The sequence below is a fragment of the Pseudomonas frederiksbergensis genome (genome assembly GCF_003732275.1).
Lineage (GTDB): Bacteria > Pseudomonadota > Gammaproteobacteria > Pseudomonadales > Pseudomonadaceae > Aquipseudomonas > Aquipseudomonas frederiksbergensis_H.
Window position 1 is genome coordinate 1 of sequence record NZ_MOBM01000005.1, and the last position, 17,607, is coordinate 17,607.

Annotated in this window: 17 protein-coding genes; 11 read left to right on the plus strand and 6 right to left on the minus strand. The window is 60.9% G+C overall.

All coding sequences use genetic code 11. From position 1 onward, the window contains the following. On the minus strand, nucleotides 1-194 hold a 194-nt coding region (locus BK662_RS35025), incomplete at its 3' end, for a hypothetical protein (protein ID WP_148057907.1). Between the two features lie 320 nt (nucleotides 195-514). Here BK662_RS35025 and BK662_RS02960 point away from each other — a divergent pair. After that, entirely contained in the window at nucleotides 515-1,705 is a 1,191-nt protein-coding gene (locus tag BK662_RS02960; protein WP_123356575.1) for an NnrS family protein, read from the plus strand. A gap of 28 nt (nucleotides 1,706-1,733) precedes the next feature. Continuing rightward, nucleotides 1,734-2,171, plus strand: a complete 438-nt coding sequence (locus tag BK662_RS02965; RefSeq protein WP_123356577.1) for a CopD family copper resistance protein — start codon at nucleotides 1,734-1,736, stop codon at nucleotides 2,169-2,171. Between the two features lie 119 nt (nucleotides 2,172-2,290). On the opposite strand, the gene ytfE is transcribed toward BK662_RS02965, so the two are convergent. Next, the gene (ytfE, locus tag BK662_RS02970) at nucleotides 2,291-2,965 is read right to left on the minus strand and encodes an iron-sulfur cluster repair protein YtfE (RefSeq protein ID WP_008075057.1); all 675 of its coding nucleotides are present in this window, start codon (nucleotides 2,963-2,965) and stop codon (nucleotides 2,291-2,293) included. A 154-nt stretch (nucleotides 2,966-3,119) separates the two neighbouring features. Between ytfE and norR the strand changes: the two genes are divergently transcribed. The 7 genes from norR to ubiT all read left to right on the plus strand — a co-directional run bounded on the left by norR (nucleotide 3,120) and on the right by ubiT (nucleotide 9,961). Continuing rightward, nucleotides 3,120-4,649 (plus strand): nitric oxide reductase transcriptional regulator NorR, encoded by a 1,530-nt coding sequence (gene norR / locus BK662_RS02975; protein WP_052964427.1) that lies wholly within the window; start codon nucleotides 3,120-3,122, stop codon nucleotides 4,647-4,649. A gap of 78 nt (nucleotides 4,650-4,727) precedes the next feature. After that, a complete protein-coding gene (pdxH, locus tag BK662_RS02980) occupies nucleotides 4,728-5,375 on the plus strand; it encodes a pyridoxamine 5'-phosphate oxidase (RefSeq protein WP_123356579.1) in 648 nt (215 codons plus the stop codon). Between the two features lie 227 nt (nucleotides 5,376-5,602). After that, complete coding sequence (gene moaB / locus BK662_RS02985; RefSeq protein ID WP_123356581.1) at nucleotides 5,603-6,157, plus strand: molybdenum cofactor biosynthesis protein B; 555 nt, start codon at nucleotides 5,603-5,605, stop codon at nucleotides 6,155-6,157. Further along, on the plus strand, nucleotides 6,154-7,389 hold the full coding sequence (locus BK662_RS02990; protein ID WP_123356583.1) for a molybdopterin molybdotransferase MoeA: 1,236 nt from the start codon (nucleotides 6,154-6,156) through the stop codon (nucleotides 7,387-7,389). Before moaB ends, BK662_RS02990 begins: the two co-directional genes overlap by 4 nt. A 214-nt stretch (nucleotides 7,390-7,603) precedes the next feature. Further along, entirely contained in the window at nucleotides 7,604-8,599 is a 996-nt protein-coding gene (gene ubiU, locus BK662_RS02995; protein ID WP_052964423.1) for a ubiquinone anaerobic biosynthesis protein UbiU, read from the plus strand. A gap of 10 nt (nucleotides 8,600-8,609) precedes the next feature. Continuing rightward, nucleotides 8,610-9,500, plus strand: a complete 891-nt coding sequence (locus tag BK662_RS03000) for a U32 family peptidase (protein WP_123356584.1) — start codon at nucleotides 8,610-8,612, stop codon at nucleotides 9,498-9,500. After that, nucleotides 9,494-9,961, plus strand: a complete 468-nt coding sequence (ubiT, locus tag BK662_RS03005) for a ubiquinone anaerobic biosynthesis accessory factor UbiT (protein ID WP_123356586.1) — start codon at nucleotides 9,494-9,496, stop codon at nucleotides 9,959-9,961. The genes BK662_RS03000 and ubiT overlap by 7 nt, the downstream gene beginning before the upstream one ends. Before the next feature lie 916 nt (nucleotides 9,962-10,877). Here the strand turns inward: ubiT and BK662_RS03010 are convergent. The 4 genes from BK662_RS03010 to BK662_RS03025 all read right to left on the minus strand — a co-directional run bounded on the left by BK662_RS03010 (nucleotide 10,878) and on the right by BK662_RS03025 (nucleotide 14,558). Continuing rightward, nucleotides 10,878-11,276 carry a putative zinc-binding protein gene (locus BK662_RS03010; RefSeq protein ID WP_123356588.1) on the minus strand — a complete coding sequence of 133 codons (399 nt, stop codon included), beginning with the start codon at nucleotides 11,274-11,276 and terminating at the stop codon, nucleotides 10,878-10,880. A gap of 74 nt (nucleotides 11,277-11,350) precedes the next feature. After that, nucleotides 11,351-12,025 carry a Crp/Fnr family transcriptional regulator gene (locus tag BK662_RS03015; protein ID WP_123356590.1) on the minus strand — a complete coding sequence of 225 codons (675 nt, stop codon included), beginning with the start codon at nucleotides 12,023-12,025 and terminating at the stop codon, nucleotides 11,351-11,353. An 86-nt stretch (nucleotides 12,026-12,111) separates the two neighbouring features. Then, nucleotides 12,112-12,759, minus strand: a complete 648-nt coding sequence (gene narL, locus BK662_RS03020; RefSeq protein ID WP_123356592.1) for a two-component system response regulator NarL — start codon at nucleotides 12,757-12,759, stop codon at nucleotides 12,112-12,114. Further along, on the minus strand, nucleotides 12,756-14,558 hold the full coding sequence (locus BK662_RS03025) for a HAMP domain-containing protein (RefSeq protein ID WP_123356593.1): 1,803 nt from the start codon (nucleotides 14,556-14,558) through the stop codon (nucleotides 12,756-12,758). Before BK662_RS03025 ends, narL begins: the two co-directional genes overlap by 4 nt. Before the next feature lie 304 nt (nucleotides 14,559-14,862). On the opposite strand from BK662_RS03025, the gene BK662_RS03030 reads away from it, so the two are divergent. Both BK662_RS03030 and BK662_RS03035 read left to right on the plus strand, forming a co-directional pair. Then, nucleotides 14,863-16,167, plus strand: a complete 1,305-nt coding sequence (locus BK662_RS03030) for an MFS transporter (RefSeq protein ID WP_123356595.1) — start codon at nucleotides 14,863-14,865, stop codon at nucleotides 16,165-16,167. Continuing rightward, nucleotides 16,145-17,542 carry a NarK family nitrate/nitrite MFS transporter gene (locus BK662_RS03035; protein WP_123356597.1) on the plus strand — a complete coding sequence of 466 codons (1,398 nt, stop codon included), beginning with the start codon at nucleotides 16,145-16,147 and terminating at the stop codon, nucleotides 17,540-17,542. Before BK662_RS03030 ends, BK662_RS03035 begins: the two co-directional genes overlap by 23 nt. Nucleotides 17,543-17,607: the final 65 nt, after the last annotated feature.

Below are 17,607 nucleotides of genomic sequence, written 5' to 3' on the forward strand. Positions count from 1 at the left end.
ACGCCGCTGGACAGGGACAGGATTGAGGTCAACACAACACACCAGGCGAGTGGCTGGATGACTTTTTTCATGACGACTCCGGGTAATCGAGAGGGATCCAGGATTTCTAAAAGGCTGCCCATGCAGAGCAAGACGCGGGCCAGGCTTGGAGGGCCTTGTTTATTGGGGGTGTCAGTGATCAGGGTAAAAAACACCGTGATCTTTAGGGTTTAAATGACCATCACAGGGTCATTTGTACCCGGAACCAATCACCCTTGTGGGAGCGAGCCTGCTCGCGATAGCGGTGGGCCAGCCAACATTGATGCTGAATGTGCCGCCGCTATCGCGAGCAGGCTCGCTCCCACAAGGGTAAGTCCTCTCTCTACAGGGGGTCGAATGAGCATCGGGGCACGTCCCTTGCACACTTGATCTGTGACAAAGGCAATGGATCGGTAATACCCGATGATTGGCCCTGGATTTACCTCGGCGCGTGCGGGTTGGCGCCAGGTCAGCAAACAGGTAGAGGAGTGGCTTTATGCAAGTGCTTGACCGCCGTAAAGCGATGGCAATCGCGCCGCTGTTACGGCTGGCCTTTCGGCCGTTTTTCCTCGCCGGCTGCCTGTTGGCGGTGCTGGCCATTCCGCTCTGGCTGACCGCCTTCAGCGGTTCGATTTCCGACTGGCAGCCGGCAGGCGGTTGGCTGGGCTGGCATCGGCATGAATTGCTGTTCGGGTTCGGCTTGGCGATTATCGCGGGCTTTCTGCTGACGGCGGTGCAGACCTGGACCGGTCGCCCCGGCCTCAGCGGTAAACCGTTGGCCGCTCTGGCGCTGCTGTGGTTATTGGCGCGAGTGGCCTGGCTGGGCAATGTGCCGTGGCCGATGCTCGCGGTGCTGGAAATGGCGTTCCCGTTGGCGGTGGCGGTGCTCATGGGTTTCACCTTGTGGAAGGTGCGGCAGAAACGTAACTACCCGATTGTGGTGGTTCTGCTGTTGTTGGCCGTGGCCGACGGGTTGTCCCTGTACGGCCTGGTCGAGGGGCATGAAGGCTGGCAGCGCCAGGGCGTGCTGACCGGCATTTGGCTGGTGGCAGCGATGATGGGGTTGATCGGCGGGCGGGTGATTCCGTTCTTCACCCAGCGTGGCCTTGGTCGAGTGGAAGGCGTGGCCGCCTGGCCCTGGCTGGATCGATTGCTGTTGGTGGGCTCGCCGCTGGTGGCGTTGTTGTATGCCGCAGGACCAGCGCTCAACCCCAATATCTGGGTGGGCCTGCTGTTCGCGGTGCTGGCGGCGGGACATCTGGTGCGCCTGGTGCGCTGGCATGACCGGGCACTGTGGCACGTACCGTTGCTGTGGGCGCTGCACCTGGCCTATGGCTGGTTGGCGGTGGCGTGTCTCGGGATGGCGCTGTGGCATTTCGGCGCGCCGATCAATCCGAGTCTGGCGGTGCATTGCCTGACGATCGGGGCCATGGGCGGCCTGGTGCTGGCGATGATTGCGCGGGTCAGCCTCGGGCACACCGGCCGTGCGCTGGAGCCGCCGTCGGGCATGACCCTGGCGTTCATCTTGCTCAACCTGGCGTGCCTGAGCCGGGTCGTGTTGATCGAGTTCTTTCCCTTGCCTGCATTGTGGCTGGCCGGTATGTGCTGGGCGTTGGCGTTTGCGCTGTACGCCTGGCGTTATGGGCCGATGCTGCTGCGGGGCCGGGTCGACGGTCATCCGGGATGAGCACGCGAACTGACAGAGGCTGGCGCTGATGTATCCCTTTTTGCTGGTCACGCATTTGCTGGCAGCGATTGCCTTCATCGGCACGCTGTTTTTTGAAGTGGTCATCTGGCATCGCGCACGCCAGCAGTTGGCGGATACCGCGCAATCCACGGCGGATCAGGCGATTGCCGTGCGTTCGCGCAAGGTGCTGCATGGCGTGGTGTTGCTGTTGTATGGCGCCGGCATCGGCCTGGCGTGGCAGTACCGGGGCGCATTGAGTCAACCGTTGGCCAGCAGCTTTGGTACGTTGCTGAGCCTGAAGATCATCCTGGCCCTGAGCATCATCGGTCATTACTTGCTGTTGGCCTATTGGCTGACCCATGCGCGCCTGACCGCGACTCGCGCCACCTGGATTCGCCGCAGCATCCTCGGGCACATGGTGTTGATCGTGATCCTGGCCAAGACGATGTTCTATTGGCACGGTTGATCGTGCTGGAAAACCCATAAATCCGGGGTGACGCCATTCGCGAGCAGGCTCGCTCCCACATTGGAATACCACCCCATGTGGGAGCGAGCCTGCGCGCGAAAGCGGCCTCCGAAAATCGATCAGTGACGAGGGTTCAGGGCGTTGATGAACAGCACGTTGTTTTCCAGATGAATGTGTTGCATCAGATCGTCTTTGAATTCCAGCAGCCCGCGATAGAGGGCGCGCCAGGTGTTGCAGGCATCGGCAGGCGGGATGATGTGATTGGTCAAGGCGAGCATTTTCTCCAGTGCTTCGCCATGTTGATCATGCTCGAAGCGCAGCACCTGGATCGGCGGAGCCGCTTGAGCACCGATGCCTTGTTGCAGCATCGGGAACAGCACTTGTTCTTCCTTGAGCATGTGGCCTTCGAGCTCTTGCTGCATGTCGGTCAGGAGATCGGCCAGTCCGTTGGGGCAGCTACTGCGCGCGCCATGGACCTGCTCGACGCGGCGGGCCAGGCGGATCAGTTCCGGCAATTGCTCGCGGTGGCGGGCGTGGTAGCGCGCCAGAAGGTGGGCGATCAACAGTTCCAAAGGTTCGTTGCGCCAGTCGTGCTGGGTTTCGCCGGCGTCTTGCAGAATGTTCAGGGCGTCGGCAATGAGGACCGGATCGAGGTTTTTGCCAAGGGCCGCTTCACGCAGGCTTTTATGCCCGCCGCAACAGAAGTCCAGTTTGAAGGTATGGAAGATCCGGGTGGCACCGGGAATGTCGCAGGCCAGTTGGCCGAGGCTTTGTTCCAATAGGGTCTGGCTCATCAGGGTTCCTTGTTTGGGTTTCAACGGTTCCCCAGGCTCATTGCATCCGGCATGCCATATTTAAGTGATTGAAAAACATCGATTAATTTTTAGTTGTGGTGATAGGCACCCTGACGCTTTAGGGTGAATCCAACCATAGAGGGTGATTACTACCATGCTGCGAGAAAGCCTGGCAGCCGACCTGATCGTCGAGTTGCCCAATGCTGTGCGGTTGCAACGATTGGTCCAGACCTTGCGCGAATACTTCAACAGTGGTGCCGTGGGCTTGTTGCGTCTGGATGACGATAGCCTGAGGCCCGTTGCGACGGTGGGGCTGGTTCATGAAGCGTTGGGGCGCCGGTTCGTCATCGCCCAGCATCCCCGGCTGGCGGCAATCATGGCGTCGCGCGAGCCGACCTGGTTCGAACCCGACAGTCGCCTGCCGGACCCATATGACGGCTTGCTCGATAACCACGTCGGCGAACCGCTGCCGGTGCATGACTGCATGGGCGTGAGCCTGTATGTCGAAGGACGGATCTGGGGCGCGATCACCCTCGATGCGCTGCACGCCGGGACCTTTGACAGCCGCGCGCGGGAAGAGCTCAAGCGCTGCACCTTGCAGATCGAAGCCGCCGTGCGGGTCACCCGGCTCGAGCAGGAAAACCGCAGCTTGCGCCTGTCCCGCAGCGATCCCCAGGATTTTCGAATGCCGGTCGAGGAGGGCGAGATCCTCGGGCAGAGTGAGGTATTGCATCAGTTGCTCAATGAGCTGGATGTACTGGCCGACTCCGATCTGCCGGTGTTGCTGTTGGGCGAGACTGGCGTCGGCAAAGAGCTGTTCGCCCGGCGCTTGCATCGTCTTTCAAGGCGCCACCACAAACCGCTGATACACGTTAACTGCGCCGCTTTGCCGGAGTCGCTGGCAGAGAGTGAATTGTTCGGGCATGTCAAAGGCGCCTTTTCCGGCGCCACCAGTGACCGTGCCGGACGCTTCGATGCCGCCAACGGAGGCACGCTGTTTCTCGATGAAGTCGGTGAATTGCCATTGGCCGTGCAAGCGAAGTTGTTGCGCACCCTGCAGAACGGCGAGATCCAGCGCCTCGGCGCCGACAAGCCGCTGCACGTCGATGTGCGGATCATCGCCGCCACCAACCGGCACCTGCCGGACAGCATCCGCGACGGCTTTTTTCGCGCCGATCTGTATCACCGGCTCTCGGTATATCCAGTGCCGATTCCGCCCCTGCGCGAGCGCGGCAATGATGTGTTGATGCTGGCCGGGCATTTCCTTGAACTCAATCGGGCGCGGCTCGGCCTGCGTGGTTTGCGCCTGTCGCCGGCGGCCGAACGCGCGCTGCTGCTTTATACCTGGCCGGGCAATGTGCGCGAACTGGAACACGTGATCAGTCGGGCCGCGTTGAAGCAGCTCAGTCGCGGTACGAGTCGCGCGTTGATCATGACGCTGGAGCCTGAGATTCTCGATCTCGACAGCGCGATGGCGGCATCGGGGACGGTGGTCGAACCATCCCCGGACGTTACGGCTGATCTGCCGTTCCAGCCCTTGGGCGAAGCCGTCGACGATTACCAGCGCAAGAAAATCCTCCAGGCCCTGAGCCTGTCCGGGGAAAACTGGGCCAGCGCCGCGCGAATCCTCGAAGTCGATCCCAGCAACCTGCACAAACTGGCGCGGCGGCTGCGTCTCAAGTAGGCGACAGTGTTGATGGCGGTCAAGGTGGTCTCGCGCAGTGCCTCGCACACTGCGTAAAACCTTCCGGAGATCACCGTCATGCCGCTTTCCCTGGCTCAGATGCGCCGTAACTACACCCTTAATGGCCTGCAAGACGAGGCTGCGCTGGACGATCCGTTGGCGATGTTCCGGCAGTGGTTGCAACAGGCCCGCGACACCGAGTGCGCACCTGTCGAGGCCAATAGCATGGTGCTGGCGACGGTCGACCCTGAAGGACGGCCGCACTGTCGGGTTCTGCTGCTCAAGGGGTTGAGCGATGAAGGTTTTACTTTTTTCGGCAATTACCAGAGCGACAAGGGTCAGCAACTGGCCGTCAATCCCTATGCTGCGATGACGTTTTTCTGGCCGGGGCTGGAGCGTCAGGTGCGTATCGAAGGGCAGGTGTCCAGGCTCGACCCGGCGTTGTCGGATGCGTACTTCGATTCTCGTTCCATGGCCAGTCGCCTGGGGGCCTGGGCTTCACCGCAAAGCCGTCCGCTGGCCAGTCGCGCAGCGCTGGAATCCATGCTGGCTGAAACCATCAAGCGCTTCGTTGGCCAGGCCGTCTCGCGCCCCGAGCATTGGGGTGGCTACTGCCTGCGCCCTGAACGTCTGGAGTTCTGGCAGGGGCGGGCTGACCGCTTGCATGATCGACTCGATTACCGGTTGCGTGATGGTCTGTGGAAGCGAAGCCGGTTGGCGCCTTGAAAGCGATGGGGGCCAGTGTGGGAGCGAGCCTGCTCGCGATTGCGGTGTGTCAGTCGCAACTAATGGCCTGACACACCGCCTTCGCGAGCAGGCTCGCTCCCACAGGTTTTGTGTGTGCGACACAATCTTCTTATGTCCCCGACGAGGTACCTCCTTGGAGGAATTGGCTCGCTCGCTATTCCGGTTCAGGCTTCGGGCCATACCCTCATCTACGGGAAGACCTGGATATGGCCCATCTGGCGCAACGCACGTTTGAACCCCTGAACATCGCCGTACTGACCATCAGCGATACGCGCACTTTTGACACCGACACTTCGGGGCAGACCCTGACGGATCTGCTGCAAACAGCCGGGCATGTGCTGATCGATCGCGATCTGGTCAAGGACGACATTTATCAGATCCGCGCCACCGTTTCCCGGTGGATCGCCGACCCCAAAGTGCAAGTGGTTTTGATGACCGGCGGCACCGGTTTCACCGCTCGCGACAACACACCGCAAGCGGTCTTGCCATTGCTAGACAAACATGTGGAAGGCTTCGGCGAACTGTTCCGGCAGGTGTCTCTGGAGGAAATCGGCATGTCCAGTCTGCAGTCCCGGGCACTGGCCGGCATGAGTAACGGCGTACTGGTGTGTTGCGTTCCAGGCTCGCCGGGTGCCTGTCGGACTGCCTGGAACAAGATCCTGCTCGAACAACTGGACAGTCGCACCGGCCCGTGCAATTTCGCCCCGCATTTGAAAGCGCAAGCGCAGCGGATCATCGACGCCTGCGAGACACGCACATGACCGGCCGGGTGTGCGACATCGGCAACCTGATGCCCGTGGACGAGGCCATCAGCCGTCTGCTGGATCAGGCACCGCCGCCGCCCCTGGCGCAAATGGTCCGTCTGGATCAAGCCATGGGGCGGGTGCTGGCGGCGGACATTCATTCCCCGGTGAACCTGCCGGCCTGGGACAACAGTGCCATGGACGGCTATGCCCTCAGGGCGGCTGACTTGCCCAAGGCGGGAGGCTCTTTGTCGATTGGCGGGCGCATTGCGGCAGGGGATCAAGCGTGCATGCCCTTGCTCGCGCAGCAGGCGGTGCAGATCTTTACCGGCGCGCCATTGCCACCGGGCGCCGATACCGTCGTGCCGCAAGAGCGCTGTCGGGTCGAGGGCGAGCGCGTCTGGTTCCCGCCTGTATCCGTTGGCGACCATGTACGCAAGGAGGGTGAGGAAGTTCGCCGCGGGGATCTGCTGCTCAAGGCCGGCAAACGCCTGCGCGCACAAGAACTGGGGTTGCTGGCCGGTGCCGGTATCGCGCGGGTCGAGGTCTATCGGCCGTTGCAGGTGTGCCTGCTCAGCAGTGGTAATGAACTGCGTGAGCCGGGCGATCCCTTGGCGCCGGGGCAGATTTACAACAGCAATCGGTATTGCCTCGCCGCGTTATTGCGCGGCTGGGGCGTTGAGGTACACGACTATGGCGTCATGGTCGATGAGTTGGCGGCCAGCCGGCATGCCTTGAGTCTGGCGTCCTCGGAATGCGACTTGCTGTTGAGTTCCGGTGGCGTATCGGTGGGCGAGGAAGATCACCTCAAACAGGCGATCGAGGAACTGGGCAACGTCGATTTCTGGCGGCTGGCCATCCAGCCGGGCAAGCCACTGGCCTTTGGTGAAGTGGCCGGCAAACCGTGGATCGGCATGCCGGGAAATCCGTCGGCGGCGCTGATCACCGCGTTGGTGGTGGTGCGTCCGTTCCTGCTCAGGGCCCAAGGCGTGACTGACGTACTGCCGGTGCCGTTGGCCGTGCCAGCCGGGTTCGACTGGTTGCAGCGTAACAAGCGTCGGCAGTACCTGCGGGCCAGATTGACGCCCGGCGCCGACGGCCAGTTGAGCGTGCAGCTGCACCCTCAGCAAAGCTCGGCCATGTTGACCGCCGCGTGCTGGGCCGATGGGCTGGCGGTGATCGAGTGCGAGCAGCAAGTGCTCAAGCACGACAACGTGATGTTCCTGTCCTTCGCCGACCTGATGCATTGATGGCAATTGATTGCCGTCAAGGCCGTGCCTGCCGGTCTCGCTAGACTGTGTGGCGGGGGAGCTTGCTCCCGCTGGGTCGCGAAGCGGCCCTGTTATTTAGGCCTGCTGCGCAGTCCAGCGTCGGAACGCCGCCCGGAACAAGCTCGCTCGCCACAAGCGCATTCCAACCATGACTGATTAGGCCCCGAACTGCGCTTTTTGATGAGGATTACCCATGCAACTGGTCTGCCCGGCAGGGAACCTGCCTGCGCTTAAAGCGGCGGTGCGCCAAGGCGCCGATGCCGTCTATGTCGGCTTTCGCGATGACACCAACGCCCGGCATTTCGCGGGGCTGAATATGGACGACAAACAGTTCGACGCCGCGGTCGCCCACATTCGCCAGCATCAACGCAAACTCTACGTCGCGGTCAACACGTACCCGCAACCCAAGGGCTGGGAGCGCTGGCAGCGGGCGGTGGATCGTGCCGCCGATTTCGGTGTGGATGCGCTGATCGCCGCCGACCCCGGGGTGCTCAACTACGCCAGTCAGCGCCACCCGCAACTGGCGTTGCACCTGTCGGTCCAGGGCTCGGCGACCCATGCCGCCGCGCTGGAGTTTTATGCGCAGCGCTACGGCATTCGACGCGCGGTGCTGCCGCGAGTGTTGTCGTTGGCGCAAGTACGCCAGGTCGCTGCCAGCAGCCCGGTGCCCATCGAAGTGTTTGGCTTCGGCAGCTTGTGCATCATGGCCGAAGGGCGTTGCCATCTGTCTTCCTACATTACCGGCGAGTCGCCGAACCTGTGCGGTGTCTGTTCGCCGGCCAAGGCGGTGCGCTGGAGCGAGGACGCCGAAGGCTTGAGCGCGCGTCTCAGCGAAGTCCTGATCGATCGCTACACCCCTGACGAACCGGCCGGTTACCCGACCTTGTGCAAGGGCCGTTTCCTGGTCGGCGGCAAACGCTTTCATGCGCTGGAGGAGCCCACCAGCCTCGACACCCTGGACTTGCTGCCGGAACTGACGGCCATCGGCGTCGAAGCCGTGAAAATCGAGGGCCGCCAACGCAGCCCGGCCTATGTCGAACAAGTCACCCGTGTCTGGCGCGCGGCACTGGACGCCCATCGTGGCGCACCGGGCAGTTTTCGGGTCAAGGAGGAATGGCGTCAGGTGCTGGCCGGTTTGTCCGAAGGCAGCCAGACCACTCTGGGTGCTTATCATCGATCATGGCAATGAGGGATTCGACATGAAACTCAGCCTGGGACCGGTCCTGTTTTATTGGGACAAAGAGCAACTCAGCCACTTTTACGCCGAGATGTCGACTTTGCCCCTGGATGTGATTTATCTGGGGGAAACCGTGTGCTCGAAACGCCGGGCATTTTCACTGGATCAATGGCTGGGATTGGGACGTGAGTTGCAGGAGTGCAGCCAGGCACAACTGGTGCTTTCCAGCCTGACGCTGATCGAAGCGGCGTCTGAGCTCTCCAGCCTGCGTCGGCTGTGCGACAACGGCCAATTGCTGGTGGAAGCCAACGACATGGGCGCGGTGCAGTTCCTGACCGAGCGCAAATTGCCGTTCGTGGGCGGCCCGGCCCTCAATCTGTACAACGGTCATGCGCTGGCGCAATTGCTCGACAGCGGCATGACCCGCTGGGTGCCGCCCGTGGAATGTTCGGCGGCGCTGATTAGTGACGTGATCGGGCAGGTGCGCGAACTGGGCCGTGCGGTGCCTGAAGTTGAAATCTTCGCCTATGGGCATTTGCCGTTGGCCTATTCCGCACGCTGCTTTACGGCTCGGGCGGAAAACCGGCCCAAGGACGACTGCCAGTTTTGCTGCATCAACTACCCCGACGGCCTGGCGCTGACCAGCCAGGAAGGGCAGGCGCTGTTCACCATCAACGGTATTCAAACGATGTCGGCCGAGGTGACCAATCTGTTGGCCGATTACGCCGGGCTGGTGGCTTGCGGTGCCGATCTGTTGCGCTTGAGTCCTCGTGCTCAGGGCATGGCCGAGGTGATCGCGGCCTATCAACGGGTTCGTCTGGGCGAGACACCGCCGTTGTTCGTCGAAGGGTGCAACGGTTATTGGCATGGCCAGGCCGGCATGCTGCGCGTCGAGGAGGTCGGCCTGTGTTGAATCGGAAAAAGTGGCTGTTGAAAGGTGCCGACCGGTTGTTGCCGTTGGTGCGCCGGGTGCCTTTTGCCGTGCAGCGACTGGCGTTGCAGCAGGCGCTGAATCGGTGCCTCGCTGAGCCGTTGCGCGATGGTGAGTTCGAGGTTTTGCGTGGGCGTTGGTTGGGTTTGCGGATTCCCGATCTGGGGTTGTCCTGGTATTTGACTTTCAGTGGTAAAGGGTTGCGGATTGCCGAGCATGCCGTGGCGCATGTGATGATCAGTGGTAATTGGCGGGAGTTTTTACTGTTGGCGAGTCGTCAGGAGGATCCGGATACGCTGTTTTTTCGTCGGCGTTTGGTGATTGAGGGTGATACGGAGTTGGGGTTGGCGTTGAAGAACCTGATCGACAGTCTGGATCCTGATGTGTTGCCTGTTTGGTTGTGGCGCAATCTGGAGCGGGCGGGGAAGGGGTTGGCGGCCTGATAGGCTATCTGTTTTTTGGTCGGAGTACATATCCATTTCTGCGGTAACGGCGGCTGGCGGTTTCGCTTTTACAGCGAGTCACTTTCGAAAAGCGCGAAAGTAACCAAAGCGCTTTTGCCCCTTTCGTTCGGTGGCTCGCCTAGGCTCGCCATGCCCTCGCTCCGGTCCTGCTCCGTGGGCCCGCCGCGATCGGCCATCCATGGCCGTGCGCGGCTAACCCGGCATCCATGCCGGGTTGCCCACTGCGCAGAACCTCCTCTCGGCCTCTCGAGGGGGCGACTACCGCAACAGCAAAAGCGAGGCGGCCTCTGGGCCGACCTAGGCATCAAGCGGGCGCGCTTCGCTGACTTGATCGTTCACATCCTCTGGAAGCAACACTGATTAATTGTGGGAGCGGGCTTGCTCGCGAAGGCGAACTTATATTCAACATTTATGTCGACTGACACGGTCTCTTCGCGAGCAAGCCCGCTCCCACAGTTAAAATTTGTTAGGCATGGCATTTGGGTACACCGCCGCTGACCAGACGTGACCGAACCAACATCAGGTCGGCTATCAGGCCGCCTCGCTTTTGGCTTTTGATCTGGCTTTTGATCTTGACCTGCCCCGTCGGAAGGCCGAACGCAGGTTCTGCGCAGTGGGCAACCCGGCATGGATGCCGGGTTAGCCGCCCCCGGCCATGGATGGCCGATGGCGGCGGGCCCACGGAGCAGGACCGGAGTGAGGGTATGGCGAGCCTAGGCGAGCCACCGTACGTCAGGGGCGAAAGCGTTTGGTTACTTTGCGCTTTTCAAAGTAACCCGCCGTAAGGGCGGAACCCTAAGCCGCCGTTACCGAAGAAACGGATATACACCCTGCCGAGGCGAGTGTACCTGCCACATCGCGGGCAAGCCCGCTCCCGCAGGGTTCTTATTGTTCTTCAGGCCATCGTTTCCTGCCGGCTTTCATGCTGCCGAGCATCACTGGCAATCAACTGACTGATCCCTTCAAACAACTCATCACTCTGCGCCTGCGTGCAGTCCTCGCCATGGCGTTTGCGCAGCCCGTACTGACTCAGAATCAGATGCACATCAGCATGCAGACCATGTTGCTTGAGGCAGTTTTCAACACATTGCAACGGGCAGCCGTCCAGCGCGAAGATCCGGCGCCCTGAGCGTGCCTTGTTGACCAACGCCGCCACATGCCCGCCAACACCGACGATGCAAGACATTTCAGCCAGGCCGCTGCGGTCCAGTCGCACCGCCAGGGTATTGGCCAGTTGGGCGACGTTGGAGCAGCCTGAGCAGGAGTAAACCAAAGGCAGGGTTGAACGGGGCATTTGCACTCTCCGTGGATGGACTCTGCCAGTGTGCAAGGCGCGTGGCATTGCGCCTTGATGGCGGTCAATTCCGGCTATTGGAAAGCCGCCAGCTCCTCTTCAGCGAGGATGCTGATATGGCGACGCTCCATGGCGATCAGGCCGCACTCCACCAGGCGATGCAAAATCCGCGAGAAGGTTTCCGGCTGAATCCCAAGCTTCGACGCCACCAGACGTTTGGACACCTGCAAGACAATCTGGCCGGTAACCGGGTGGCGTTCCTGGAACAGAAAATTGATCACCCGACGACTCGCACTGGCCATGGTCAAGGTATCGATGTCACGCAGACGCAGGTGCAGGTGAACGCTCATGCTCGCCAGGATCGCCAGACAGACTTTCGGCTGGTCCTCCAGGGCATTGCGGTAATGGTTGCCCTCGATACTCACCAGCACGCTGTCCTTCAGCGCTGTGGCGCTCACCGGGTAGAGCCGGGCCTGGCTGAACAGCAAGGCTTCGGCAAAGGTCTGGCCGGGCTGGATGATCTCCACCAGATTTTCCTGGCCTTCACCGGTGAGCCGGTACAACTTGACCTGGCCGCTGACCAACAGGAAAAAACGCCTGGCCGGATCCCCTTGATGCATGAGGGTGCTGTGACAGGCCAGGCGCTTGAGCATGGCCAGGCTGCAGACTTCCTCGAAGACTTTCTCCGGGAGCTGGCTGAACAGATGATGACGGCGCAACGTTAAAACGATGGAAGGGTGGGTCAGCATGGCGTACCTCCGCTGACCGTCATAGTAGAGAGCGCAGGCCAAATGACCTATGCCTCTGCAGGCCTACCTCCAAGGAGGGATGCCCGTCAGCCCGCACTGCGCAGATGTTCCATGGCCCACACTGCCGCTTCTACCCGCGAGCGCAAGCCGAGTTTGTGCAGCAGGTTTTTCACGTGGACCTTGACCGTCCCTTCGGTGATGCCCAGCTTGTGCCCGATGACCTTGTTGCTGAAGCCGCTGGCGATGGTTTTCAACACCTGGCGTTCGCGCTCGGTCAATTCCACCACGGCCTGGCGCGGCGGCGAGCGTAGCGCCTGGGCCATGACTTGAGTCAGGCCCGGGCTGATCACCAAGGCGCCGTTCAAGGCATCGCGGATGTACTGGATCAACAGTTCGGGTTCCATGTCCTTGAGCAGATAACCGTCGGCATCCAGCCGTAGTGCATCGCGAATATCGTCTTCGGCGTCCGACACAGTGAACAGCAGCACTTTGCCGGTGTAGTTCATCGCCCGTAATCGGCGCAGGGTTTCGATGCCATTCATTTGCGGCATGTTGTTGTCGAGCAAGACCAGATCCGGTCGAAGCGGCTCAATCAGGCCGAGTGCTTCTTCACCCTGGCTGGCTTCGCCGACGATCAGGAAATCATCTTCGAGTTCGAGCATCTGACGAATGCCGTGACGCATCATCGGGTGGTCGTCTACCAGCAGGATTCTGTGTTGCGGGGACGGGGTCATAGGGTGTTGCCTTCTGTTTGCTGCCCGAGAAATTCCGGATGGAATTCCAGTTGGACACGGGTGCCTTGGGGTTCCCTGGAAGATATCTGCAGCTGGCCGTGCAAGCTGCGAGCCCGCTCATCCATGATGTTCAGGCCGTGGTGTTCGCGTTGGTCGACGTTGCCGCTGAAGCCGCGACCGTCGTCTTCGACCGACAACCTGACTGTCTCGCCGTCTTGGCGCAGTTGTAGCCAGGCGTTTTGCGCATGGGCGTGGCGCAAGCAGTTGGAAAGCGCCTCGCGGGTGATCTGCAGAATGTGGATTTGTTCGCTGGCCGATAGCTGAAAGGCCAGCGTGTCGACGTGCAGATGCACCTGAAACTCCCCGCGACGTGAAAATTCCTCGGCGGTGTCCTTGAGTTCCTGCACCAGTCCCGCGTCGTGGATCTGCAAACGAAAAGTCGTCAGCAACTCGCGTAACTGGCGATAGGCATTGTTCAGTCCCTCGCGCAATTCGGCGGTGACGGTTTCCAGGGTCTGGACCGGTTCGCCCCGACGCATCAGGGTCTGCATGCGGCTGACTTGCAGCTTCATGTAAGACAGGGCCTGGGCCAGTGAATCGTGCAGCTCGCGGGCGATGATCGTGCGTTCTTCGAGCAGCAGCAGGCGATGATCCTGTTCCCGTTGACGCTTGAGCGACAGTGAGGTGCCGATCAGGTTGGCCAGGGCCTGGATCAGTTGGGTTTCCCAGGCTTGCATGGGATGGCCGTCGACAAAGTGCGCCTTCAGCTCACCCAGTTCACTGCCCTGGTTGCTGATGCTGAAGGCTTTCGGATTGGCTTTGTGGTGCTTCTGGCAAGTGGCGCAGTCGCTGCTGGCGCAGACTTCGCGGATGTTCGCGCCGTGCAGGGCCAGTAGCTGTTGGGCCGGTGCCTGCAGTTGGCCTTGCAAGCACAGCGACAGGCGCAAGCCGGGCAGGCGTTGCTGGAAGCGTCGAATCAATTCATCCAGGCCTTCGGCATTGGCCAGGCGTGTGGCCAGGCTTCGGCTGCTTTGATACAGAAGCTCCAGGGCGGCATTGGCTTGTTGCAGGTTCAGGGTTTTCTGCTGGACCTGACTTTCCAGGGTGCGATGCGAGTCTTCAATCGTCTCGGCCATGGCATTGAAACTCGTGGCCAACTGGCCCAGTTCGTCCTGGGACTGATGGTTGACCCGCACCTTGAAATCGCCACGACGAAAGCGCTGGGTTGCGTCCACCAACTCCTTGAGGGGCGTGACGACACCGTACTGCAACTCGTACAACCCGATCAGCAGGACAATCATGGTGGTGAACAAGGCCATGCCCTGGATCGCCTGTTGCCAGCCCTGCTTTTGTTCACTTTGACGCTGCAACAGATTGACGAACTGGTTCAGTTGCTCAACGAAGGAATGAGCCTGGACTTGAAAGGCCGCCGCATCGCCGCGCTCAAGTGCCGGGCGTAAATCCTCGTTCCATTGTTGCTGGATTTGCGCATAGCTGACTTGCAGGGCGGCGGTCGGTCCATCTTCCAGCACGGCCTTGAGTGACTGGCTGGTGAGACGGGTTTGCAGGCTGTCGGTGATGGCGGCGATTTCTGAGGGCGTTGCACCTGCGGCGAGTTTCCAGCTCAGGTGATAGGTCTCCATGCGCACCGAGCCTGCGGTGTTGATGGCGGCGGCATCGCCCTGGCTGAACCAGGCGATCAGCCCGGCGCTCAATGAACTGGCGAGCGCCAGCACGGCGATCAGGATCACCGCCAGCCCGGCGCGAGCGGGCAGGGAGCTGCGCAACCAGCGCATCATCAGCGCAGGTCCCGGAAGAAATCAGGAAAACAGAGCATGTGCAGCACCAAAGTGGGTTTTTGCCGCCGATCCCGGGCGCGCTACCTCTAAAGAGTTGCCGACGGTTCCTTGTCAGCAAAAACATCGGTTAAAACCATTAACTAGTTGATAAATAAAGGGTTTCAAGGCTTTCTTGCACTACCTCCTTAGAGGTAGACCGCACAAGCATAGGCCTATGCCCCCTAGGGCTTCGTTGACATGGATCAAGTTTTTGCGGGGTTGGCCTCTCTAGTCTGCCGCCATGGCTAATTGACTGGAGAGCATTGTGAACCCACCGCGTGTACGACAAGGCTTGGTGCTGGGCATGAGCACACTGGCCTTCACTGTGTGCTTCATGGTCTGGATGATGTTTGCCGTGCTCGGGGTGCCGATCAAGGACCTTCTCCAGCTCAACGAAACCCAGTTCGGCCTGCTGGCCGCGACTCCGGTGCTGACCCGCTCGCTGGTGCGTTTGCCGCTGGGGTTGCTGACCGACCGTTTTGGCGGGCGCAGTGTGTTCTTCCTGCTGATGCTGGCCTGCGTCGCACCGCTGTACTTGATCAGCCACGCCACCGCCTATTGGCAGTTTTTGGTGCTGGGCTTGTTCGTCGGCTTGGCCGGCGGTTCGTTCTCGGTGGGGATTGCCTACGTCGCCAAATGGTTCGACAAGGAGAACCAGGGCTTCGCCATGGGCATCTTCGGCGCCGGTAACGCCGGGGCCGCGGTGACCAAGTTTCTCGCGCCGGCACTGATTGCCGCCGGCAGCTGGCAACTGGTGCCGAAAGTCTTCAGCGCGATTCTCTTCATTACCGCGCTGCTGTTCTGGTTCCTCAGTGCCGAAAACAAGGACCACCGCAGCGCCACCGGCGCCAGTTTGCGTGAGCAACTGCGCTCGCTGAAAGACCCTGCGGTGTGGCGCTACTGCCAGTACTACTCGATCGTCTTCGGCGGCTACGTCGCCCTGGCACTGTGGATGACCAAGTACTACGTGCAGGAATACGGTTTCAGCCTGCAAAGCGCGGCGCTGCTGGCGGCCTGTTTTTCCCTGCCCGGTGGCGTGCTGCGCGCTGTCGGCGGCTGGATGTCGGATCGCTGGGGCGCGCAAAGCGTGACCTGGTGGGTGTTGTGGGTCAGCTCGATCTGCCTGTTCCTGCTCTCGTATCCCCAGACCCAATTGCAAGTGCAGACCATCAACGGCCCGCTGGATTTCCACATCGGCCTCAATCCCGCGCTGTTCACCGTGCTGCTGTTCGTCATGGGCATCGCCTTCGCGTTCGGCAAGGCCTCGGTCTTCAAATACATCGCCAATGACTACCCGAAAAACATGGGTGCGGTGTCCGGCATCGTCGGCCTCGCCGGTGGCCTGGGTGGTTTTGTGTTGCCGATCCTGTTTGGCGCCCTGGTGGACCTCACCGGCGTGCGCTCTTCCTGCTTCATGTTGATGTACGGCGTGGTCTGGGTCTCCCTCACCTGGATGTACTTCAGCGAAATACGCAAAAGCCCGGTGCTGGGTAAAGCGCCGCTGCTGACCCCGTCCCCGATTTCCAGTATTGCCCTAGGAGAAGAACATGTCCGTTCTGCAAAAGCCTGACAAAGGCCCGGTCATTCATGACTGGCGCCCCGAGGACCCCGCGTTCTGGGGAAGTAGCGGCAAACAGACCGCCACTCGCAACCTGTGGATTTCCATTCCTGCGCTGTTGTTGGCCTTCGCAGTATGGATGGTCTGGAGCACGGTGATTGTGCGTTTGAACGCCATCGGCTTCACCTTCACCACTGACCAGTTGTTCTGGCTGGCGGCGTTGCCGGGGTTGTCCGGTGCAACCTTGCGCGTCTTCTATTCCTTTATGGTGCCGATCTTCGGTGGCCGTCGCTGGACCGCCCTGAGCACCGCGTCGCTGCTGTTGCCATCGATCTGGATGGGCTTCGCCGTGCAAGACCCGAGCACCTCCTACAGCGTGTTCGTGTTGATTGCCTTGCTCTGCGGTTTCGGTGGCGGCAACTTCGCCTCGAGCATGTCCAACATCAGCTTCTTCTATCCCAAGTCGCAGCAGGGCACGGCCCTTGGCCTCAACGCCGGGTTGGGTAACCTGGGCGTCTCGGTGATGCAGTTCTGCGTGCCGCTGGTGATTACCTTCGGTGTGTTCGGCTTCATGGGCGGTAAACCGCAAGCCCTGCCGGACGGTGGTCAGTTGTGGTTGCAGAACGCCGGTTTCATTTGGGTGCCGTTTATTGTCCTGGTGACCGTGCTGGCCTGGTTCGGCATGAATGATCTGTCCAGTGCCCGCGCTTCGTTCAGCGAACAGGCGGTGATCTTCAAGCGCAAACACAACTGGCTGATGTGCTGGTTGTACCTGGCGACCTTCGGTTCGTTCATCGGCTTTTCCGCCGCGTTTCCGTTGCTGATCAAAACCTCCTTCCCTGACGTGATTGCCTTGAAATTCGCCTTTCTCGGCCCGTTGGTGGGTGCGCTGGTACGTCCACTGGGCGGCTGGCTGGCGGACAAGCTCGGTGGCGCGAAAGTGACCTTGTGGAACTTCGTGGCGATGATCGCGATGGTCTTCGGGGTGATGCACTTCCTGCCGCAGAACGGTACCGGCGGCAATTTCTACGGCTTCCTCGGCCTGTTCATGCTGCTGTTCATCACCACTGGCGTCGGCAACGGCTCCACCTTCCGGATGATCCCGGTGATCTTCCGCACCCAACATGAAAAAGCCTCGGCCGGAAAACCACCGGCAGTGCGCGAACAAGCGCTCAAGGATGCCGGCAAGGAATCAGCTGCGGTCCTGGGCTTCAGTTCGGCCATGGGCGCCTTCGGTGCGTTCTTCATTCCCAAATCCTTCGGCACTTCGATGGCCCAGACCGGCGGCCCGGAGATGGCCTTCTACATGTTCGTCGTCTTTTACCTGAGCTGCATCGTGGTGACCTGGTGGTGGTACGCGCGCAAAGGCGCCGCGACACCCTGCTGAGAAAACCCGAACTCAACCATTGCGTGGGCGGGGCACAGACTCCGCGACAAAGCCTGAGAGGACTA